The sequence below is a fragment of the Streptomyces sp. NPDC054757 genome (genome assembly GCF_053612185.1).
The window spans coordinates 136767-157276 of record NZ_JBSHBW010000018.1; the positions used below are offsets into that span (position 1 = coordinate 136767).

General features: G+C 69.9%; 17 protein-coding genes and 1 tRNA gene. 11 read left to right on the forward strand and 7 right to left on the reverse strand.

From position 1 onward, the window contains the following. Positions 1-2: 2 nt before the first annotated feature. From ACWGKJ_RS21740 to ACWGKJ_RS21750, 3 genes are read left to right on the forward strand one after another with little or no spacing between them, the layout of a single operon-like run. Positions 3-923 (forward strand): universal stress protein, encoded by a 921-nt coding sequence (locus ACWGKJ_RS21740; RefSeq protein ID WP_385019835.1) that lies wholly within the window; start codon positions 3-5, stop codon positions 921-923. Next, complete coding sequence (locus ACWGKJ_RS21745; RefSeq protein WP_385019833.1) at positions 920-1735, forward strand: CBS domain-containing protein; 816 nt, start codon at positions 920-922, stop codon at positions 1733-1735. The genes ACWGKJ_RS21740 and ACWGKJ_RS21745 overlap by 4 nt, the downstream gene beginning before the upstream one ends. After that, positions 1732-2445 carry a response regulator gene (locus ACWGKJ_RS21750; protein WP_385019831.1) on the forward strand — a complete coding sequence of 238 codons (714 nt, stop codon included), beginning with the start codon at positions 1732-1734 and terminating at the stop codon, positions 2443-2445. The genes ACWGKJ_RS21745 and ACWGKJ_RS21750 overlap by 4 nt, the downstream gene beginning before the upstream one ends. A 101-nt stretch (positions 2446-2546) precedes the next feature. Here ACWGKJ_RS21750 and ACWGKJ_RS21755 read toward each other — a convergent pair whose 3' ends face one another. The 3 genes from ACWGKJ_RS21755 to ACWGKJ_RS21765 all read right to left on the reverse strand — a co-directional run bounded on the left by ACWGKJ_RS21755 (position 2547) and on the right by ACWGKJ_RS21765 (position 5541). Then, a complete protein-coding gene (locus ACWGKJ_RS21755) occupies positions 2547-3791 on the reverse strand; it encodes a GAF domain-containing sensor histidine kinase (RefSeq protein ID WP_385019829.1) in 1245 nt (414 codons plus the stop codon). Positions 3792-4003: 212 nt separating this feature from the next. Then, positions 4004-4867 carry a universal stress protein gene (locus ACWGKJ_RS21760; protein WP_385019827.1) on the reverse strand — a complete coding sequence of 288 codons (864 nt, stop codon included), beginning with the start codon at positions 4865-4867 and terminating at the stop codon, positions 4004-4006. After that, positions 4864-5541 carry a CBS domain-containing protein gene (locus tag ACWGKJ_RS21765; RefSeq protein WP_385019825.1) on the reverse strand — a complete coding sequence of 226 codons (678 nt, stop codon included), beginning with the start codon at positions 5539-5541 and terminating at the stop codon, positions 4864-4866. Before ACWGKJ_RS21765 ends, ACWGKJ_RS21760 begins: the two co-directional genes overlap by 4 nt. Before the next feature lie 242 nt (positions 5542-5783). On the opposite strand from ACWGKJ_RS21765, the gene ACWGKJ_RS21770 reads away from it, so the two are divergent. Beyond that, entirely contained in the window at positions 5784-6800 is a 1017-nt protein-coding gene (locus tag ACWGKJ_RS21770; protein ID WP_385019823.1) for an Acg family FMN-binding oxidoreductase, read from the forward strand. Positions 6801-6903: 103 nt separating this feature from the next. After that, the gene (locus ACWGKJ_RS21775; RefSeq protein ID WP_453315794.1) at positions 6904-7173 is read left to right on the forward strand and encodes a DUF1876 domain-containing protein; all 270 of its coding nucleotides are present in this window, start codon (positions 6904-6906) and stop codon (positions 7171-7173) included. Between the two features lie 47 nt (positions 7174-7220). Here the strand turns inward: ACWGKJ_RS21775 and ACWGKJ_RS21780 are convergent, their stop codons facing one another. Together ACWGKJ_RS21780 and ACWGKJ_RS21785 are read right to left on the reverse strand one after the other, a co-directional pair. Then, positions 7221-7361 (reverse strand): universal stress protein, encoded by a 141-nt coding sequence (locus ACWGKJ_RS21780; protein WP_385019819.1) that lies wholly within the window; start codon positions 7359-7361, stop codon positions 7221-7223. A 60-nt stretch (positions 7362-7421) separates the two neighbouring features. After that, positions 7422-8873: a bifunctional aminoglycoside phosphotransferase/ATP-binding protein gene (locus ACWGKJ_RS21785; RefSeq protein ID WP_385019944.1), complete on the reverse strand. Its 1452-nt coding sequence runs from the start codon at positions 8871-8873 to the stop codon at positions 7422-7424. Positions 8874-9256: 383 nt separating this feature from the next. Here ACWGKJ_RS21785 and ACWGKJ_RS21790 point away from each other — a divergent pair, with 383 nt between their 5' ends. The 4 genes from ACWGKJ_RS21790 to ACWGKJ_RS21805 all read left to right on the forward strand — a co-directional run bounded on the left by ACWGKJ_RS21790 (position 9257) and on the right by ACWGKJ_RS21805 (position 14636). Further along, positions 9257-9946 (forward strand): helix-turn-helix domain-containing protein, encoded by a 690-nt coding sequence (locus tag ACWGKJ_RS21790; protein ID WP_385019817.1) that lies wholly within the window; start codon positions 9257-9259, stop codon positions 9944-9946. Between the two features lie 289 nt (positions 9947-10235). Further along, positions 10236-11858 carry a N,N-dimethylformamidase beta subunit family domain-containing protein gene (locus tag ACWGKJ_RS21795; RefSeq protein WP_385019815.1) on the forward strand — a complete coding sequence of 541 codons (1623 nt, stop codon included), beginning with the start codon at positions 10236-10238 and terminating at the stop codon, positions 11856-11858. 497 nt (positions 11859-12355) lie between these two features. Then, positions 12356-12428 (forward strand) — tRNA-Arg (locus tag ACWGKJ_RS21800). A gap of 1008 nt (positions 12429-13436) precedes the next feature. Continuing rightward, the gene (locus ACWGKJ_RS21805; protein ID WP_385019813.1) at positions 13437-14636 is read left to right on the forward strand and encodes a PIN-like domain-containing protein; all 1200 of its coding nucleotides are present in this window, start codon (positions 13437-13439) and stop codon (positions 14634-14636) included. Positions 14637-15111: 475 nt separating this feature from the next. Here the strand turns inward: ACWGKJ_RS21805 and ACWGKJ_RS21810 are convergent, their stop codons facing one another. After that, on the reverse strand, positions 15112-15963 hold the full coding sequence (locus ACWGKJ_RS21810; protein WP_385019811.1) for a carbon-nitrogen hydrolase family protein: 852 nt from the start codon (positions 15961-15963) through the stop codon (positions 15112-15114). A 517-nt stretch (positions 15964-16480) separates the two neighbouring features. On the opposite strand from ACWGKJ_RS21810, the gene ACWGKJ_RS21815 reads away from it, so the two are divergent. Then, the gene (locus ACWGKJ_RS21815; RefSeq protein ID WP_385019809.1) at positions 16481-17824 is read left to right on the forward strand and encodes a lipase family protein; all 1344 of its coding nucleotides are present in this window, start codon (positions 16481-16483) and stop codon (positions 17822-17824) included. A 232-nt stretch (positions 17825-18056) separates the two neighbouring features. Here ACWGKJ_RS21815 and ACWGKJ_RS21820 read toward each other — a convergent pair whose 3' ends face one another. Beyond that, entirely contained in the window at positions 18057-18590 is a 534-nt protein-coding gene (locus ACWGKJ_RS21820) for a MarR family winged helix-turn-helix transcriptional regulator (RefSeq protein WP_385019807.1), read from the reverse strand. A 185-nt stretch (positions 18591-18775) separates the two neighbouring features. Here ACWGKJ_RS21820 and ACWGKJ_RS21825 point away from each other — a divergent pair, with 185 nt between their 5' ends. Next, on the forward strand, positions 18776-20464 hold the full coding sequence (locus ACWGKJ_RS21825; RefSeq protein ID WP_385019942.1) for a chloride channel protein: 1689 nt from the start codon (positions 18776-18778) through the stop codon (positions 20462-20464). Positions 20465-20510 lie beyond the last annotated feature (46 nt).

Genomic DNA, 20510 nt, shown 5'->3' on the forward strand with positions numbered 1-20510 from the left:
CGATGGACGGGCCGGTGATCGTCGGGGCCGATGGTTCGGCCGAAGCCCTGAACGCGGTGGAGTGGGCGGCGCTCGAAGCGGACCGCTGGGCGCGCCCCCTGCGGATCGCGCACGCCTTGCGGCATGCACATGTGGGCGGGGTCCGGACGGCCGGATGGCTGCCCCCGGGACCGGTCGGCGATGCCCGGCGGATCGTCGCGCAGGCCGAGGAGCGGGCACGGGAAGTCTGCCCGGGGCTCACCGTCCAGGCGGGGGTCTTCGACGAGGCCCCTGTGGAGTACCTGGTCTCGGCGAGCCGGACCGCCGGTCTCGTCGTCGTCGGCAGCCGGGGCCACGGCGCGACGGCCGGGCTCCTGCTCGGGTCGGTCAGCGGAGCCGTGGCCGCCCGTACGAAGTGCCCCGTCGCGGTGGTCCGATGGCACCCGGGGGACGAACAGGGCTGGGTCGTGGCGGGGTTGGGGCGCGGGTCCGCATCCTCCGGCGGGTCCGCGTCCTCCAGCGGTTCCGCGTCCTCCGATGTGCTGGACCACGCCTTCGCCGAGGCGCGCCGACGCGGCCGGGGGGTGGCGGTGGTGCATGCGTGGATCTGCCCGCGGAACGAGAGCGCCACGGCCCACACCGGACAGTACGACGAGGCGCGCGACGCCCGCCGCCACCAGGCTCAGCAGTGGCTCGACGAGGCGGTCGCCGGGGCCGTCGCGCGGCACCGGGACGTCCCGGTGCGCAGTCCGGCAGTGGAGGGGCCGGGCGGCGATGTCCTCGTCGAGGCCGGCCGGGAGGCGGGACTGCTGGTGATCGGTGGCCACTCCCGGCACGGGGAGCCCGTCGGCGGGCTGGGACACATCGGCCACCGGGTGCTCCACCGCGCAGACTGCACGGTCGTACTCGTTCCGCCGGTGAGCCGGCCGGAAGGCGCGCCATGAGATTCCGTATGGCCGGCGATGTGATGACGGGCGATGTCGTCAGCGTCGGGTACGCGACCCCGGTCGGCGATGCGGTCCGGTCGCTCGTGGAGCACGGGATCGGCGGACTGCCGGTGGTGGACGAGGACGACCGGGTGGTCGGGGTCGTCTCGCGCAACGACCTGACGCCGTACCGCACCGGGCCGGGGGGCCTGGGGCCGCGCGACCCGGTGACGCCGCCGGGGCGGCACACCGCCCGGGACACCACCCGGGACACCGCCCGAGACCCCACCGGAGAGCTGCCGGCCGGGCTGCGGACCGCCGGAGACCTGCGGCGCACCGCCGGAGAGCTGATGTCCACTCCTGCGGTCACCGTCCGCGCCATCGACACCGTCGCTCTGACCGCTCGCACCCTGGCCACCGGGGGTATCGGCCGGCTCCCCGTGGTGGACGAGGAGGCCCGGCTCATCGGCATGATCACCCGGCGCGATCTGCTGCGGGTCCTGGTCCGCCCCGACTCCGACATCCGGGACGAGATCCTCGACGACGTCATGGCCCGCACCCTCCTCCTCAACCGGGCCGCGCCCCTCGTCTCGGTCCGGGACGGCGTGGTGACACTCGCCGGCCACCTCGAACAGGACAGGGACAGGTCCGTCGCGGTACGGATGGCAGCGCAGGTCGACGGAGTGGTGGCGGTGGTGGACCACCTCACCGGCCGGGGCGCACAGCGCGCGGCGCGCCCGGCGCTGGCCCGCCCGGCCGGCCGGGGCGAGTATGGAGGGGGAGGTCGCTGGTCCGGTCGCTGTCCGAGGAGCGTCCAAGGAGAGACATGAGCAACGTACGGCGGTTCTCACCGCAGAACCCGATCCGGGTCTTTCTCCTCGACGATCACGAGGTCGTCCGGCGCGGGCTCAGCGATCTGCTCGACGCGGAGCCCGATATCGACGTCGTGGGCGACGCGGCCACCGTCGACCACACGCTCGCCCGGGGCCCGGCGCTGCGTCCGGACGTCGCTGTGCTCGACGTACGGCTGCCGGACGGCGACGGGATCACGGTCTGCCGGGAGCTGCGTTCGCACATGCCCGAGCTGGCGTGTCTGATGCTCACCTCGTTCGACGACGACGAGGCGCTGCTCGACGCGATCATGGCCGGGGCCGCCGGTTACGTACTGAAGGACATCAAGGGCACGGACCTCGTCGCGGCCGTGCGGACGGTGGCGTCGGGGCAGTCCATGCTCGACCCGGCGACGACGACCCGGCTGATGAGCAGCCTCCGCGGTGAACAGGACGAGACGGGTCCCGAAGCGGACGCGGTGTCCCAACTGTCGCCCAGGGAGAGGGAGATCCTCGTCCTGATCGGGGAAGGGCTCACCAATCAGGAGATCGGCAAGCGCCTGTATCTGTCGGAGAAGACCGTCAAGAACCACATCTCGCGTCTGCTGGCCAAACTCGGTGTCGCGCGGCGCGTGCAGGCAGCCGTGCTCGCCACCCAGGCCGCCTCAGCCGCCTCACACCCTGCCGACACCGAACGCGGCCACCCCTGACCCCTCGCGACCGACCCTTCGCGACCGACCTTTCGCGGCTTACCTTTCGCGGCCGGCCCTTCGAGTCGAGACTGCCCCCTCGCGCGCCGCTCGACGCGGCCTCAGCCGTGGATGAGCGGTACGGTCCACACGAGCCGGGTGCCGCCGCGCTCGGGTGATTCCAGGGTCATCCGGCCACCCAGGTCCTCCGCTCTCCGGGCGAGGTTGTCGAGCCCGCTGCGGGGGCTCCCCGGTGCGATCCCGGTGCCGTCGTCGGAGACGGTCAGGGTCAGCCGGTCACCCCGGACCACGAGAGAGATCTCCGCGGCGCCGGCCCGCGCGTGCCGGGCGACATTGCTCAGCGCCTCGCCCACGACAGCGATGACCTGCTCCCCGGGCCCGGCCGGTACATCGGTGTCGATGGGCCCCTCCATCCGTACCGCGGGCGTGAACCCCAGGGCCCGTGCGGCCTGTTCGACCACGGTCATCAGCCGCGCCCGCAGCCCCTGACGGGTGCGTTCCGTCACCGGGGCCCGGAGTCCGAAGATCGTCGAACGGATGATCCTGATCGTCTCGTCCAGGTCGTCCACGGCCCGCAGCAGCCGCTCACGTGCCTCCGGATGGTCGACGAACCGTACGGCGCTCTGCAGGGTCATCCCCGTGGCGAAAAGCCGCTGGATGGCAAGGTCGTGCAGGTCACGAGCGATACGGTCCCGGTCCTCCAGCAGAGCGATCTGTTCGGCGGAGCGCCGCCGCTCGGCCAGCTCCATGGCGAGCGCGGCCTGACCGGCGAAGGCCAGGAGAGGGGCCGTCCCGGATTCGGTGAAGGGTTCGCGTCCACAGCTGCGCGCCAGCAGCAGCACGCCTCGTACCGTGTCGCCGCCGATCAGCGGCACCGCGACGGCGGACTCCAGCCCGTCCCATCCGGGGGGCCCGGCGGTGATGCGCGGGTCCCGCGCCACATCCACGCTGATGATCGGTTCCCCGGCCTGGAGCGCGGCGCCGACGAAGGAGCCCTCACGGGGCAGCACCAGCCCGTCGTGCAGACCGGCGTCCACGCCCGATGCCAGCGCCACCCGCAGGGTCTCGCCGCTGTCGGCCGGCAGCGCCAGCGCGCCCAGATCGGCCGAGAGGATGCTGCGCGCGCGGTCGACCACCAGGCTCAGGACCTCGTCCTCGCCTGCCCCCGAGAGCAGTCCGGCGATGATCTCCGCGTTGGCCTCCAGCCAGCGCTGCCGCTCGCGGGACATCTCGTACATGCGCGCGTTCTCGTTGGCCGTCCCGGCCGCCATGGCGAGCGTCCGCAGTACGGTCTCGTCCCTGTCGTCGGACTCCGCGCCGTGCGCCGGTCCGCCGTCCTCGGTCACCGTCTCCTCCGCCGGGCCTGCCGGGCATCGCCCTCTCTCCCACCGTAGCGGCCAACGGCGTACGGGCATCTCGTGGCCGGACGGGCGGGGTCAGCCCGTACGGGCATCTCACGGCCGGAGACAGGCAGGGGCAGTCGTACGGGCGTCTCCCGGCCGGAGACAGGCAGGGGCAGCCGTACTGGCGTCTCCCGGCCGGACGGTCAGAAACAGGGTCAGCCGTGGGGGACGACGGCCACCGGACACGGAGCGTGGTGCACGGCCGAGGACACCACATGGCTGAGACGGGGGGCGAACGGCCGATGCTTCTCGCGGCGGCCGACGACGAGCAGCCCCGTGGCGGCGACATCGCTCACGACGGCGCGCGCCGGGCTCTCCGTACGCACCCGCTCCACGACCGGCACGTCCGGGAACCGGTCGCGCAACGGGCTCAGCGCCCCGGTGAGATCCCGCTCTGCCTCGCGGGTCAGCTCATGGGTGAGGAACGGGTCGGGTCCGGCCCGGTTGTAGGCCGACGGAGGCAGACTCCTGCCGTGCACCACCCGCAGGGTGGCGTCCCGTCGCGCCGCCGCGGCGAAGGCGTACTCGACGAGCTCGTCGCACGGACGGCGCAGGCTCAGCCCCAGCACCACGTCGCCGTCCTCGGCGATCGGGGCCTCGTCCTCCCTGGCCCGGACCAGGACGGTCGGAACCGTGGCCCGCGCGAGGACGTGCATACCGATGTCGCCGAGGAAATACCCGGACAGTGAAGTCAGTGCGCGTGAACCGAGTACCAGCGTCCGCGACTCCCCGGCCGCCTCCAGCAGGGCGTCCACCGGCGCCTTGGCGACCAGGTCCTCGTAGACCGGCAGGTCGGGGAAGCGCTCCTCGATGGTGTCCGCTGCGTCGGACACGATCCGTTTGGCCCAGTAGTTGCGGTCCTCCTCGGGCCGCTGCCCGGCGGTTTCCGCCGCAAGAAGCACCCAGGCGTGCAGCAGCCGCAGCGTCGCACCGCGCGCCGCTGCCTCCTGAGCGGCCCACAGCGCGGCGGACAGCGATTCGGGGGTGCCGTCAAGACCCACGGTGACGACCGGTTTCATGACATCGCTCCGTTTCCGGTACGGACGGATTCCGTCCGTTGCCCCAGCCGCTCGGAGACCGAGACCACCCCGTCCACGCTGGTGCACAGCCGTATCAGCACCGGGACCAGACCGCTGTCGTCGACCGTGCCGCGCAGCAGGACCTGTCCCTCGTCGACCTCGACGGTGACGTCGGACGGCGCGAGACCCAGTGTCGAGGTGAGGATGTCGTGCTCGATCTCCTCCCGGATGGCACGGTCCCACCGCAGAAAGACCCGGAGCAGGTCGGTGCGGCTGACGATGCCCAGCAGGGTGTCCGTCTCGTCGACCACGGGCAGCCGCTTGACGCTGTGCACGGCCATCAGCCGGGCGGCCTCCACCACCGTCCACTCCGGATGGGCGCACACCGCCGGAGCGGACATGATCTCTTGCGCGTCGTGCCCCTCGGCCCTGGCACGCTCCCACGCCTCCAGGTGCGGCAGTGGCGTCCTGCCGGACAGGTCGGAGCGGCCGGCCGCCTTGCGCAGCAGATCCGCCTCCGAGACGATCCCGACCGGACGGCCCGCGCCGTCCAGCACCGGCACCGCGCTGACATCGTGTTCCGCGAGCGTCCGGGCGATCTCCTTGAACGGGGTGTCGATCCGTACGCTGACCACATCGCGGCTCATGAGTTCACTGATCCTGCGGTGGTCCATGTCCTCGCTCCTTCCACACCTCTTCCACCGCGACCGCCGTTCCGCGGCCACTTCTCCAGGGTGCGCGCCCCCTTCCGTACGGCGGCAGATGCCACCCGGTCCCTCCCGGGCGGCCGGGAAGACCCGCGGTGGCGGACCCGAATGGGCCGGGAGACTCATGGCAGGGCCCTACCGGCCCCTGCCGTCCGCCACTGCCTTCGGCGACGCTGGTGGGAGAGACCGACCTGCCCTTGGAGATTCCGGTGTCCGCACACACGCCGGACGAGGTGGCCGCGGCCCACCTCGTCCTGGACGCGACGGCCGCGCCGTCCATGCACAACGCCCAGCCCTGGCGCTTCCGCTACGCACCAAGCACCGGCACCTTCAGCCTCTTCGCCGATACGGCACGCGCCATGCCGCACGCCGATCCCACCACCCGCGGACTGCACATCGGCTGCGGCGCGGCCCTGTTCAACCTCCGGGTGGCCGCTGCCCACCTCGGCCTGCGGCCGGTGATCCGGCTGCTTCCCGACCCGGCAGTCCCGGAACTTCTGGCGACCGTACGACTCGGCGTTCCCGCCGACGTGGTCGGCGGGACCGCCGACCCTGCCGACACGGCCGACGATCTCGCTCTGCTGTACCCGGCGATCCACGAGCGTCGTACGAGCCGGGACCCCTTCAGCGACCGGCGTGTACCGGAAGAGGTCCGGCAGGCGCTCGGCGCGGCAGCTCACCGGGAGGGCGCGACCCTGGCCGTCCCGACCGGGCCCCATCTGCAGACGGTGCTCAACCTGATCAATTCCGCCGAGGGGTACGACCACATGGACCCGGCCAGGGAGGCCGAGACGGAACGGTGGGCCCGGAGCACCACCGATGAGGCGGCCGTCGACGGCGTACCGCAGTACGCCTTCGGGCCGCTGAAGCGGGGCGGATCGGCTCCCGCACGGGACTTCGCCGGCCGCGCGCGGGTGGCGGGCCGGCCACGGGCGGACTTCGAGGACCGGCCCCAGCTGGCACTGCTGAGCACCGCACGGGACGAGCCCGCCGACTGGCTGCGCGCGGGCCAGGCCCTGGAACGCGTCCTGCTCGTCGCCACGCTGCACGGGCTGAGCACGTCCTTCGCCACCCAGGCCCTCGAATGGCCCGAGCTGCGCTGGGTGCTGCGCGACCCGCTCTCGGGCACCGGGCAGGCCCAGATGGTGGTGCGGCTGGGGTACGGCCCACCGGGGCCGGGAACACCGCGCCGCCCCGTCGCGCACGTCCTGGTGGTCGAGGATTGACGAGGACTGACGTCGAGGACTGGCGAGGACTGACGAGGACTGACGGCCGGGATCACCTCCGAGCATCCGCACGGCCGGGGACCACACTCCGAAGGGAGCGATCATGAAAGCCAGGCAGTGGACCGCGCAGATATCTCTCACCGAGGATGGCGACGAGACCCGGGCTCGCGCGGTCCTGACCACTCAGGACTCGTGGCGCGACAACACGGCACACGTGGTGGGCCGAGGCGTCGCACACCGGAACCCGGTCGACCGGCCGGTCCCCGAGATCGGGGACGAACTGGCCGCGGGCCGCGCCCTGGAGGACCTCGCGGAACGTCTCCACGATGTCGCGTCGGACGACATCGTGGACCTCACCGGACCGGACCGCTGACGTCGTGACGTCAGCGGTCCGGGACGGCGTCGTGACGACTCGCGACGTCAGCCGCGCGGGATCACGGCGACCGGACACGGTGCGTGGTGCAGGACCGCGTGCGTGACCTGGCCCAGCAGATGCATGACGCGGTGTGCGGACCTACGGGCGCCCATCACGAGCAGCTCCGTGTCCGTGGCCGCCTCCAAGCACGGCTCCGGCGAAGATCCCCGGTGGCCCCGAGGTGGCGGCCGATCCCCCGGCCGAGCTCAGTCAGGCGCCAGGAACGGCCGCCGGGAGACCGAGACCCCCGTACGCCCGTCGCCGTCAGGACACACCGCCGCGACCGCTCGTCCGACAGCGGCCGGCAGGGCCCCGCCGGTGTCGACCGTGACGGCCTCCGGCCAGGGGTCCGCCGCCGCCTCCATGGCACCGCCCACCACGGGACCCGCGTCGGAGGGCCCCGGCCGACGAGCAGCGAGCCGCCGTGCGGCGACCTCGGGCGGGACCTCGCAGCGTACGGAGACCAGATCGGCATCATGGTGCCGTGCCGCCTCGGTGGCGGCGCTCCGCCACGTACTGAGGTTCCAGGTCGCGTCGACCACCACGGATTCCCCGGCCGACAGCAGCGCAGAGGCGCGCTCGATCAGCTCCTCATAGGTGCGCCGTGTCCATTCGCGGGTGTAGATGCCTTTCTCGTACTCGGCAGGGGCGGGCCGTTCGGGCGGCAGGCCCGCCAGCTCCTTGCGGATCCGGTCGCTGCTCAGCAGGGTCAGGCCGAGCCGGTCGGCGAGCCCGCCCGCCAGGGTGGACTTGCCACTGGCGGGCAGCCCGCCGACCAGGACGAGCCGTACCGCCGATGCCCGCAGATGGCGCACCGTGATGTCGGCGAAGCGTTCCGCGTCCGATCGTGCGGCGGCAACGTCCTGCTGCTCCCGGAAGAGCGCGACCTTGGCGCGGACGAAGGCCCGGTAGGCGACGTAGTGGTGGCGGAGGGACGCGGGCGCGTGGTCGCCCGAGTACTCGCCGTACCAGGCGAGGAAGGAGGCTGCGGCCTCAGGCGCTCCGAGCCGCTCCAGATCCATGGCGAGGAAGGCCGCGTCGTCCAGACCGTCGACATACCGCAGGGCATCGTCGAACTCCAGGCAGTCGAGGACACGGGGCCCGTCGTCGAGACAGAAGATGTCCTCGGCGAGCAGGTCGCCATGGCCGTCCACCACGCGCCCCTCACGGACACGGGTGTCGAAGACGTTCTGCCGGCCGGCCAGATAGCGGCGCGCGAGATGCGCGATCTCACCGATGTGAGGCAGCGGAGAGCGCGCCTTCAGCGCGTGGATCTGCTCGAAGCTGTCCTCCCAGCGACCGAGCAGAGCGTCCCGGGTCCCCTCGTGGGAGATCAGCGCCGTCCGCGGGGAGTCCGCGTGACACGCGGCCAGCAACCGGGCCGTCCGTCGCAGTGCGTCGTCGACCGGGGCCCCGATGCCGACCAGATGGGAGAGTCTGCGTCCGGCCGGCATCCGGCGCATCACCACGACCGGCTCGGAAGGCCCGCCCCACGGCAGAGCGACCTTGGCGATCCCGTCGTACACATCGGGGGCGAAACGCCGGTTGAGCAGGACCTCCCGTTCGCACGCCGCGTGCCGGGCGCCGGGCGTACGGAAATCGAGAAAGCCGAGGTCGACAGGTTTCTTCAGCTTGTAGACGTGGTCCCCGACGAACATCAGGACCGCCGTATGCGTCTCGGTGACCGCAGCGGGCCGCGGGCTCTCCGCACCGCTGCCGGTATTTCTGGCCGTACCGCCGAAGCTCTCAACACCCCCGGTGTTCTCTGCGGAATTGGACGCCATCACCACATCACCGGCTCCTCCACACTGCGACCGCTGCCCGCCTGCGGGCTGTCCCGCCGCGGGAGCGCGGGACCGTTCGACCCCGTGTCCATGGTGCGCGCGTCGCGCCGGGCGCGCAGGGCCGTACAGCCCTCTCACCCGCCCACGGGCCGGTCGGCCCCCGCCCCGGAACCGGACGGCCCATGCGTCACCGCCCGGCGGCCGAGCACGGTGAGGGGGACAGGGCCAGTGCCGTAGCCGAAGGATGTGTGGACACCATGGCCGATCACCCGAGCCCGAGGGAGACCACACGCGCCCGGACCACCCACCCGCCGCGAAGCGACCTCGGCAGACGCGTCACGGCACGGCGGGAGCAGCTGGGACTGAGCCGGGAGGCGCTGGCCGGGCGAGCGGGGTCGGCAGCCGGCTACATCCAGTACGTCGAGAAACGGCAGGCGGCCCCGAGCACCGGGTTCATGCTGAGCCTCGCCGACGCGCTGGAGACCACGGTCGAGGCGCTGACCGGAAGCGATACGGAGCTGCCTCCCGGAACAGGGCAAGCCGCCTACCACCCGGAGCTGCGGACGCTGAGCGTCGAGGAACGCGGCGAACTGCTGTCGACCCACGGTGTCGGCAGGGTCGCCGTCTCCACCCGGGACGGGCCGGCCGTCATTCCCGTCAACTACGTGGTCGTCGACGGCGAAATCTCGTACCGCACCGCTCCCGGAACGGTGGCGGCGGAGGCCGCGGGCCAGGAGGTCGCCTTCGAGGTCGACCACATCGACGAGGCGATGAGCAGGGGCTGGAGCGTCAACGTGGTCGGGACCGCTCGGACCGTCCCCGACGGCACGGCGGCCGAGGATCTGGCCCGGCACGCCCCCACCACGCCATGGGCAGGCGGCGACCGCCCTCTGTGGCTGACGATCGCGCCCACCCGTACGACGGGACGCCGTATCGCCACCACGTGAGCCGACGGACCGGATCGCCACCACGTGAGCCGACGGACCGGGGTGCCGACCTGCTCCGCACTTGGCCCGATGTCACCGAAAGCATCGGCGGGCACGCCTGCGAGCTGTGAGGACGGCCCGGACGGCCATTCGCGGACGGTGGTCCCTGCCCGCGAATGGGCCGTCCTGCGTTGGTGGGGCACGCCCTGCCGAACGATGATGATTCCGATTCACGGCGGTTCCGGCGCGCACCACTGCACCGACCAGGGCGGACCTGTAACCGAGCCGGGCGGACTGGTGAGAGGTTCGGATGGGCGACGACACGGAGCGTGGGGGTCACCGTCGAGACCACGTGTCGGACGGCGCCGGGGCGGGCCTGGACCGCAGACACTTCCTCGGTACCGCCGCCGCGGTGGGTGCCGGCGGCCTCACGGCGGGCCTGGTGGCCGGATGCGACCCATCGCCCGGCGGCAGCACCGGCGCGGCGCCCCACCCCGACGCGTCGAACTCGGCCGAGGGAGTCAAAGCCGCCGCCGAAGCGGAGCGGGCCAGGCCCGGCAGCCCCGACTGGCGGATCCGCTCGCAGGGCCCGCCCGACGCGGTCGAGGGCTACACCGACAAGGTGAGCGTGCTGCCCGGCGAGGAGTTCGGTCTTCATGTCTCCACCACCGCCCCCGGCTTCCGGGTCTCGGCCTACCGGGTCGGCTGGTACGGCGGGGCACAGGCCCGGCTGGTCTGGCGGTCGGACCGGATCGCCGGGGGCTACCAGCAGCAGCCCCAGATGATCACCGATACCCGCAGCGTACGGGCGGACTGGCAGCGCACCCTCGACGTCCGTACCGAGGGCTGGCCGTCCGGTGCGTATCTGCTCCGGCTCGACGCGGAGCACGGGCACCAGCGGTACGTACCGCTGATCGTCCGCTCCGCGAGCGCCTCGGGCGCGACCCTGCTGATGCACGCGCCGACGACCTGGCAGGCGTACAACGCCTGGGGCGGGTACGGCCTTTACCGGGGACAGGACGGCGCGTACACGACACGTTCGCTGGCCGTGGGCTTCGACCGGCCGTACGACAGGAGCGGCGCGGAGAAGTTCATGGTCTACGAACGGGCTGCGGTCGTCCTCGCGGAGCGGCTCGGCATCCCGCTCGCCTACACCACCGGGCTGGACGTCCACTTCACCCCGTCTGTGCTCCGGGGGGCCGTGACGGCCGTCTCGCTCGGCCACGACGAGTACTGGACCCCGGAACAGCGCCGGCACGTCACCCGGGCGCGTGACACGGGGACCAATCTGGTCTTCCCGGGCGCCAACACCTGTTTCCGCCGGGTCAGGTTCGACCACGGACCGTCCGGCGCCGGCCGCACCGTGGTCTGCTACAAGACCGCCTACTCCGACGACCCGCGCTTCAAGGACCACCAGGGCCTGCCGACCCACGACTTCCGCCAACCACCCGCCGCGGACCCGCAGTCCACGCTGACCGGCGTCCTCTACGAGGGATTCCCCACGGACGCGCCCTATGTCGTCCACAGCCCGGACCACTGGCTCTTCGAGGGGACCGGGGTGAGACGGGGCGACTCGTTCAACCACCTGGTGGGAGTGGAGTACGACCGGGTCACCCCGGGCGCGCCGACCCCGGCGCCCCTGGAGATCCTGGCCCACTCCCCTCTGGTCTGCAACGGCCGGAAGAGCCACTCGGACTCCGCGTACTACCCCGTCCCGAGCGGGGCCGGCGTCTTCTCCTCCGGGACGATGCGGTGGGTCGAGGCCCTGATGGCCGGAACCCGGGACGGCGGCCGCCACCACGGAATGGACACCCGGACAAGAGCCTTCGCCACCCGAACCACCGAGAACGCCCTCCGAACCTTCGCCACCGGCCCAGCGACGAGGTCCCGGCCTGCACCGAGGGACAACGTACGGAGCGTGTACGTAAGCTGACCGGCTTTGAATACGACCAGACGACGGGACCGGTGGGCGGCTGGGCGACTCGGCGGAGGCTAGGCAGCCGGGCCGGCGCGGACGACGGGGCAACTCTGGACGACCGGACGACTGGGTAACCGCAACTGACCGCCACTCAGCCGGAGCCGTACCAACCGCCACCTTGCCGAAGAGCTGATCCCGGTCGGGTGGGCGCCCTCCGGCTCTGGACCGACCTCCCCCAACCCCACACCGCCTCCGCCGCTCAACCACAGCCCCGGCACACACAAGCCGCAGGCCAGAAGCCCGCAGCAGCCATCTCCGCACGGCACCCCCGACGCGGGGCCCTGTCACCGGCGTGCATCCGCTACGCTGTCCCTGGTCAGTCATCGGTATGTCCCACTGTCTGCTCAAGCAACACCGCAGAGAGCACGCACCACGCCTGACCAGCGGGCTTGTACTACGCCTCGCGGAAGATCCGCTCACTGGACTTTCCGCAGGGATTTCCACAAGCCCCGGCCTCCGTAGCTCAGGGGATAGAGCACCGCTCTCCTAAAGCGGGTGTCGCAGGTTCGAATCCTGCCGGGGGCACACTGTTGATCAGGGGCGTCACACCTCTTCTGCCAGGTCAGAGAGGGTGCGACGCCCCTTTTCGTTTCTTGGATAACGCTGGGACTATCCCCTCAATACGTCGCGGATACACCCCTAGCACCGGAGCTCACCGCCTAAATTCCGCCTAAACGATCTTGAAGAATGCGCAGGTCGGAGCAACAAAAGCGCGGGCCCCCCTCTCGGCAGAGGGGGCCCGCTGTACCGGAGAACGTCACCGAGGGCGGCATGGCGTCGCCCCGGGATTGACGAAGGATGTCGCGGCCACGCGGCTCTACGAACGGCTCGGTTGGCAGAAGATCGGCGAAGCCACTCACCACTTCGGAGCGGACCAGAGCATCCCTGCCGTTTGCTACGTCTCGTCCCCAACAGCCTGAGCTGTTACAAGTCTCTACCTCATCAAGGCACCCGGCTCCGCTGGGGCGCCGCTCCTGCCTTCGGCTCGCTCCGTACCGCTGCGCCGACGCCCGCCCACTGTGGATAGGCCCGGAGGAAACGAGTCGAGCACCCGACACGCTCGCGGCCCACGGTCACAGACGATGCCTCCGGCGGGGGATCGGCCGGCACCGGGTGAGAGGGGGCGCCGTTCCCGGCCGCGGGCACATCGTGGCGAGCGCGGGGGCTCCCATCCCGTCCACCATCGACCCAGGCAGAGCCGAGCAGACGCGGCCCATGGCGTCAAGGTCGTTCGTATAGTGGCGCGCTCCACCTTGACGCCCTGAACCGCGACCGCTCCACGGAGTGTGGGTCGAAGGCGGACGGGATGGGATCTGGAGTGAGTGGTGTGTTGATGGCTGCGGACGCGATCAACGGTTTCGTCGGCCATCGCCGTCTGCGAGCTGCACCAGAGCACCAAGAGGTCTCGGCATACACACTCCTAAGAGATCCCCAGTCGTCTAGCCTGATGCGGGTGGTGATCCATTGCAGCGATTACCGAAGGAGGAGATTCTCGTTAGCTCTTTTCTGGATTCATTCTCCAGCCATTGGAGAATGACGAAAAGTGAACTCTCACTGGCCCTTAAAGAGTCCCTCGTCGTGATCGATTCCAGTGTTTTGCTGGACCTTTATCGTGTCACGCCGAACGCCAGAAAGGAAATGATCGACAGTCTATTCACAATCGAGGAAAATCTCTGGGTGCCGCACCAGGTTGCGCTTGAGTTTCATCGAAACCGAGTCGAAGCCGCCCGCGACCAGCTTGCTTTCTATGATGAGACGTGCAAATCGTTGGAGGCGGCGCAGAATCAAGGGCTACAAAGGCTTAATGAGTTTGCAAACCGGTCGGCCCTTGATGAAGATGAGAAGAGGAAACTGAAAGAGCCGCTCGAAAACGCCTTCCGTGCAGCTATCGAACGAGTTAAATCTCATCAAGGGGTATTTGACCTGACGCTCAGTAGAGTGCTAAATGACGACCCTGTACTGAAAGCGCTAGCAAAGCTTCTAGACGGAAGGGTCGGGCAGCCTCTACCCGGAGAGGAGTACAGCAAGGCGCAGGCGGAAGCTGCGCGCAGGAGAGACGCCAGAATACCGCCAGGATTCAAGGATAGGGGTAAAAGGACCAATGCCGATGGAGATTATCTGTGGTGGGAGCAAACTCTCATCAAGGCCACGGAAGTGCGCAAGCGCGTTCTCATCATCTCCAACGACGAGAAAGAAGACTGGGTGAATAAAAGACTCGACTTCTCCCTAGGGCCCCGCGAAGAGTTGACGGAAGAGATGCAGCAGCGTGCGGGGGTTTCCTTGCGGATCGTAAACTTCGCCACCTTCTTGGAGTCGATGAGGGTTGGCACCACGGCTTCGGTGAGCCGCGAGACGCTATCCCAGGCAAATAGCGCTAGACGGCAGAGCGCGAAGCGGTCTAAGCGAATCTTCGTGAGCGCCGTCATTGTTGACGAATATGAAGCATTTCTTTGTCGGGCGCTCGAAAGAAGGGAGAAGGAGCTTGGGGTGAGCATTGCAGAGCGAGCCAGAATGGCAGATGACCCAGACGCGATGGAAGTGATAGACAGCCGGGTCGCCCAGATTCAGTATGCGACGAGGCTCTATCAAAGGGAGCTGAGTGAGCTACGAGAGGCTGTCGCAACGGCTCCCCGCGTGAAAGGAGACCTTGCTTTGCATATCGACAACAATTCCTTGCGGAACTCGCTTCTTGAGCGTGCTTATAGGGCAAGGGAGGAGGTAGGCGCGCCGTGAGGTCGGCGGTACGGCTTCGGGCTGGAGCTGCTGCAATGTGAATGATCATGACGGGCGCCGATGGAGCAGCGGTACAGCAGCGGCATACCGCAACCTCAGCAACCGACATCGTCCGGTAGCAACGGTCCAGGACCGCATAGCGGCCGGTATGACCATCGTTGACCGTTCCCATTAGCGCTACGGATCAGAAGTTCCCCGTGCCAAAACCGCGCCAGATGGGGCGGGGACTCACAGGGAACCGCAAACGCCGACAGGGACCACAGCGGGCAGACGCCGAAGTCGACATCGTGCAGGTCAGACCCCAACTCTCCCCACCTCGCTCCTTAAAGCGGGTGTCGCAGGTTCGAATCCTGCCGGGGGCACAGCAAGAAGGGCCGGCCCAAGGGATTTCCTCTCCCGGGCCGGCCCTTCGGTGTTGTAGTGCGCGAACCCCGGCCGTGGAGGCCGGAGTGCTTGCCGTGGCCATATCTCGTGGTCAGAAGTGCGTGCGGTCGGCACTGCGTGCGTCATGGACACGCCGCTCTCGATAGATCTCTCCATTCCGAGCTGACTGCCGCCAAGGCCCGGCCTTGTTGAGCGCGAACTCCAGGCCGGGTTGGGTGCGATCGAGATCCACGCAGACCAGTCCCTGCTTGCCGTCTGTGGTGCACCTGCCGAGCCAATAGCCGTGTGGGCCGACGACCCCGGAGGGCATAGCGGAACTGCACTGAGACGGAACCGATACGGACACCCAGCGGTTCTGAGTGGCAGCGTGGCTGCGTGCGAGCACGTCGAAGATCGGATCCTTGGAGAAGGACGACAAGAGGACGCAGTCCGCGCCCAGGGCGGTGTACTCCATGAAGAGTTCAGGGAAGTTGACCTCGATACACAACGCCGTGCCGAACCGGAAGCCGTCGACTTCGAACAGCAGGGGCCTGAAGCCGGGCGAGTACCAGCCGGACAGTTCGTTGTACGAGCAGCGGCGCTTGTCATAGCGGTCGATCAACCGGCCTCCGTCCGAGATGACGTAGAGGCTGTTGTGGGGCAGATGCGGAGCGGCGAGCCGGTGGCTGGAGCCGACGACAACCCAGAGGCGGAGTTCGCCGGCCAGCCGCGCGATGAGTTCCAACTGCTCTGTGAGACCGCTCCAGTTGATGTCCCAGCCTCGTAGAGCCTCCTCGGCTTCCCCTCCTGAGGGGTAACCAGAGATCGCCCCTTCGGGAAAGTGCACGAGCCGGGCCCCCATTGCCGCTGCCTGAACCATCAAGTCCCGCGCGGCTGTCGCATTGACGGCCGGGTGGGTAGTGACGGGGCTCTGCGCAGCTGCGATCCGCACCTTGTCTGCCATGCACATGTGTCTATCGCATTTCGTTGGCAGAGCTCTGCCCGCCCGTCCGGCTACCTCAGCGACGTGATTTTCCGGCCGACGGAACGAAAGCTGTCTACCGAGGAAGTGATCGACCATGCCTTGGTCTGCCAGCCGATTGCCTCGTGACACTGGAACTCAGCTGCGTAGCCCTATCAGGTGGGTCGCCGCGGAGGCGGTGCCGAGGAATACGCAGCCGAGCCGTCGTGGCGGGTGGCCGCCACCCGATGCTGCTTCACGCGGCCGATCGCCCGTTCGACGGTACCGCTCTCCGCCGAGGCCGAGGCCGGGGCCGCCCGCCGCGTGGGCCTCTGCGCAGGCGGAGTACTCGGCTGCCGACAACGGTAAAACTCTGCCGCCCACCCCTGTACACCCGAACTTACCGCCAGTAACTTACTGCGCAGTAACGGCAGTTGCCACGGCACGCATCGCCACCGCACACATCGCCACTGCACGCACCACCACTCCACACACCGCCACCGCACGCATCGGGAGAGTCATGAACCGGAGAACCGCAGGTCTGCTGGCCACCGCCGCTGTCGCCGCTCTCACCGTCGGCATGGCGCCGGCTGCGACGGCCGTGCCCGCCGGGGGTGGGCAGGTGAGCGCCACGGCGTCCGATCCGTTTTACAGCTACGACGGCAGCAAGCCGCTTGCCTCGTACGCGCCGGGCGATGTGCTGAAGAAGCGCACGCTGAACTATCACGTCGTCGGCATCCCGACGCCCCTGAAGGCCACCCAGCTGCTCTACCGCACGACCGACGCCCAGGGGCGGCCGTCCGCCAATGTGACCACGGTGGTCCGCGGGCTCCACAGTGACGGCAGCAAGGCCGTGTCGTACCAGTCGTTCTACGATTCCCTCGACCCGGCGGACGGGCCCTCCCGGGCCATCGCCGGGGATGTCTCACTCGGCGGGCTGATCGCCAACGCCGAGAGCATCGTTCTGGCGCCGCTGCTGCTCCAGGGCTACGACCTCGTCATCCCGGACACCGAGGGCCAGAGCGCCGACTTCGCGGCCGGGCCCGGTTACGGGACGAACACCCTGGACTCGGTCCGGGCGAGCACCCGCGCCGAGGAGACCGGCCTGAGCAGCAGCACCCGGTTCGGTCTCTTCGGCTACTCCGGCGGTGCCATCGCCACCAGTTGGGCCGCGGCACTGGCCCCCTCGTACGCCCCCGATGTGAACAGGCAACTGGTCGGGTTCACCGAGGGTGGGCTGCTGGTCGACCCGGCGCACAATCTGAAGTACGTCGACGGCGCCCCGGTCTGGAACGGCGTGATCCCGATGGCCGTCCTCGGCGTCTCCCGCTCGTACGGCCTCGACATCAAGCCGTATCTCAGCGCGAAGGGGCTCCAGGTCTTCGACTCTCTCGAACACGGCTCGATCGTCGATGCGTTGGGCCACTACCCGGGGATGACCTGGAAGGACCTGGCGAAGCCGGAGTACAAGGACCCGGACTCCATTCCGCCCTTCGTCGAGGCGGTCAACAAGGTCAACCTCGGTCAGGCCGCCACCCCGACGATCCCCGGGTTCATCGGGCAGGGGAACGCGGGGAAGCTGGAAGGGACGTTCAACAACCCCCCGGGTATCGGCACGGGGGACGGCGTCATGGTCGCGGGCGATGTGCGGGCGCTGAGCCGGCAGTACTGCGCCACCGGGAACAAGTCGATCAAGTACGAGCAGTACGACCTGCTCAGCCACGTCGGCAGCATGCCGTACTGGGCGCCGCGCGCGATGGCCTGGCTGAACGACCGCTTCGCAGGCCGGACCGCCCCGACCAGCTGCGGCAGGATTCCCGCGGGGAATTCACTGGAGGTGGAGAAGCCGGCCGTCGCGAAGTGACGCGGAGCGGCATTGGACGACAGCGGCCTTGAGTGAGGTGCGGTGCGGCCTTGAGTGAGGTGCGGTGCGGCCTTGAATGATGGGGAGGCAGGCAGGCAGGTGGGGTGAGGGCATCGGCGGCCGGGGCAACCACCACCCCGGAGGCCCCGCCTGCCTCCCTCTACGCACCCGCCCCGCCTGCCTCCCCCTACGCGCCCGCCCCCGCCGGCCCCTCAGTACGCCGCCCCGCCCCTCAGCCCCCGCCCCCTGCCCCCGGGGTCGCCCAGCCCAGGGGGTACAGCTCCGGACCCGGGCGGCCCGCCGTGGGCTCGCCGCCCGCGTCCGCGAATGTGGTCAGCGCGTCGACCAGAGCGGTGCGCTGGGACGGGGCCATGCGTTCCACGATGGTGGCGATCTCCGTGCGGCGCCGGGTCGTCACCTGCTCCACGATGCTGTGCCCCTCGTCGGTCAGCTGAAGCAGAGTGGCGCGGCGGTTGTCGGGGTTGATCCGACGGTCGACAAGACCGGCCGCGATCAGCCGGTCGGCCATCCGCATCGCGGTGGACGGGTTGACCCCCAGCCACTCCGCTACGTCCACCAGCTTGGCGGCCCCACGGGTGGAGAACGCCACGAGCAGCCGGAACTGCGGCAGTGTCACCCGGTCCTCGACCGCGGCCAGCGAGCGTGCGGAGACCGCGACGAGCACCCGGGAGGCGGTCAGTACCGCCCGTGTCACCGCGTCGACGTCGTCCGCGGCGCTCCCCGAGGGGTTTGTAGCTTCGACCATGCCCTCCTTTCTACCTCGGGTTGATCCTCCCTTGACAACGTTTGCATAATGCAAACTAAGAGAGAGGCAGGCCCATGACCGGAAGCGGCACAGCGGAACCCGACCACCCGATCACCCTCCCGGCCCCCCGGGACAGGGGCGGACCGGCCCCCGTCGCCGGGCTGCGTACCGCGTCCTGGGGGCTGATGGTGCTTGCCGTGGTGGTGGGCGCCGGGGCCGGGCTGGGGTCGATCGCGTTCCGGTGGCTGATCCAGACCTTCACGCGGCTGTTCTCCGGACACGCCGACTACGCGGGCGCCGGGCACGCCGCCAACCCGCACCTGCCATGGTTCGGCATCTACTTCGTCGTACTCGCCCCGGCCGTGGGCGGCCTCCTCTACGGGCCGTTGGTGGACCGTTTCGCCAAGGAGGCGCGCGGACACGGCGTACCCGAGGTGATGCTCGCCGTCGCCCAGCGCGGCGGCCGGATCAACCCGCAGGTCGCCGTGGTCAAGGCCGTCGCCTCGGCCCTGTGCATCGGATCCGGCGGCTCGGTGGGCCGCGAGGGTCCGATCGTCCAGATCGGCTCGGCGCTCGGCTCCACACTCGGCCGGGTGATCAAGGTCGCCGAGGGCCGGATGCGGCTGCTGGTGGCCTGCGGGGCCGCGGGAGGAATCGCGGCCACCTTCAACGCCCCGCTGGCCGGGGTGTTCTTCGCCATGGAGCTGATCCTGGGCGCCTTCACCGCCGAGGCGTTCGGCGCGGTCGTGATCTCGTCCGTCGTCGCCTGTGCGATCGGCCGCGCGGCGTTCGGCGATGTCGCCTTCCTCACCCTGCCGGCCTTCCATGTGGACCACGTCGCCCAGTTCGGCCTGTTCGCCGTTCTCGGCGTGGCCGCGGGCGCCGTAGGTGTCGGCTTCACCCGGGTCCTCTACTGGATCGAGGACGCCTGTGACTGGCTCTGGCGCGGCCCGGAATGGCTGCGTCCGGCCGTCGGCGGGCTGCTGCTCGGCATACTGCTGCTGGCCCTGCCCCAGATGTACGGAGTCGGGTACCCCGTCCTGGAGAGCGCCGTCAAGGGCGGTTACGTCGTCGGGTTCCTGCTCCTGCTGCTGGTCGGCAAGATCCTCGCGACCAGCCTGACCATCGGTATCGGCGGCTCGGGGGGCGTGTTCGCACCCAGCCTGTTCATCGGGGCCATGCTGGGCGCGGCCTACGGCAGCGCCGCCCACGGGGTGCTCCCCGGCACCGCCGGATCGGCCGGCGCCTACGCCCTGGTCGGCATGGGCGCCGTCTTCGCCGGGTCCTCACGCGCCCCGATCACCGCCGTCGTGATCCTCTTCGAACTCACCGGCCAGTACACGATCATCCTGCCGCTGATGCTCGCCGTCGTACTCGCCACCGCCACCAGCCGGCTGCTCTCCCACGACACCGTGTACACCCTCAAGCTCCGCCGCCGGGGCATCGACCTCACGGCGCCCGCGCAAGGAGCGGAACTCGGCTCCCAGAAGGTCGCCGCCGCCATGGAGGAGCTGCCGTCCCCTCTCGCCTCCCGGGCCGAACTCCCCGAGGCCGCCCAGGCCCTGGGCCTTTCGGGGCATGGCGCGCTCCCTGTGCTGGACTCCGGAGGCGGCTATCTGGGCACCGTCACCGCCCGGGCCGTCGCCGAGGCCCTCGCCACCCCGGTCGACGACGCCCCGGGCCGTCCGCGCACCGCGGGCGAACTCGCCGAACTCCCGCCCCTGATCACCACCGGGATGCCCCTGGCCACCGCGCTGCACTCGCTGGTCACGGCCCCCGGCACCGGCCTGCCCGTCCACGACGGCGACCGGCTCGTCGGCTGGCTCACCCACCAGAGCGCCCTGCGCAGCCTGCACAGTAAAGTGAACGCATAGTGAAGGCATGACGGAGGCGGAGTGACGGCCGTCTGCGGCAAAGGTA

Bases quoted from the DNA above. Each gene is read 5' to 3' on its own strand.
- ACWGKJ_RS21820 (WP_385019807.1), bottom strand. From the start codon at position 18,590: ATGGTCGAAGCTACAAACCCCTCGGGGAGCGCCGCGGACGACGTCGAC.
- ACWGKJ_RS21815 (WP_385019809.1), top strand. From the start codon at position 16,481: ATGAACCGGAGAACCGCAGGTCTGCTGGCCACCGCCGCTGTCGCCGCT.
- ACWGKJ_RS21790 (WP_385019817.1), top strand. From the start codon at position 9,257: ATGGCCGATCACCCGAGCCCGAGGGAGACCACACGCGCCCGGACCACC.
- ACWGKJ_RS21785 (WP_385019944.1), bottom strand. From the start codon at position 8,873: ATGTTCGTCGGGGACCACGTCTACAAGCTGAAGAAACCTGTCGACCTC.
- ACWGKJ_RS21805 (WP_385019813.1), top strand. From the start codon at position 13,437: ATGACGAAAAGTGAACTCTCACTGGCCCTTAAAGAGTCCCTCGTCGTG.
- ACWGKJ_RS21775 (WP_453315794.1), top strand. From the start codon at position 6,904: ATGAAAGCCAGGCAGTGGACCGCGCAGATATCTCTCACCGAGGATGGC.
- ACWGKJ_RS21765 (WP_385019825.1), bottom strand. From the start codon at position 5,541: ATGGACCACCGCAGGATCAGTGAACTCATGAGCCGCGATGTGGTCAGC.
- ACWGKJ_RS21750 (WP_385019831.1), top strand. From the start codon at position 1,732: ATGAGCAACGTACGGCGGTTCTCACCGCAGAACCCGATCCGGGTCTTT.
- ACWGKJ_RS21810 (WP_385019811.1), bottom strand. From the start codon at position 15,963: ATGGCAGACAAGGTGCGGATCGCAGCTGCGCAGAGCCCCGTCACTACC.
- ACWGKJ_RS21740 (WP_385019835.1), top strand. From the start codon at position 3: ATGGACGGGCCGGTGATCGTCGGGGCCGATGGTTCGGCCGAAGCCCTG.
- ACWGKJ_RS21760 (WP_385019827.1), bottom strand. From the start codon at position 4,867: ATGAAACCGGTCGTCACCGTGGGTCTTGACGGCACCCCCGAATCGCTG.
- ACWGKJ_RS21795 (WP_385019815.1), top strand. From the start codon at position 10,236: ATGGGCGACGACACGGAGCGTGGGGGTCACCGTCGAGACCACGTGTCG.
- ACWGKJ_RS21745 (WP_385019833.1), top strand. From the start codon at position 920: ATGAGATTCCGTATGGCCGGCGATGTGATGACGGGCGATGTCGTCAGC.
- ACWGKJ_RS21825 (WP_385019942.1), top strand. From the start codon at position 18,776: ATGGTGCTTGCCGTGGTGGTGGGCGCCGGGGCCGGGCTGGGGTCGATC.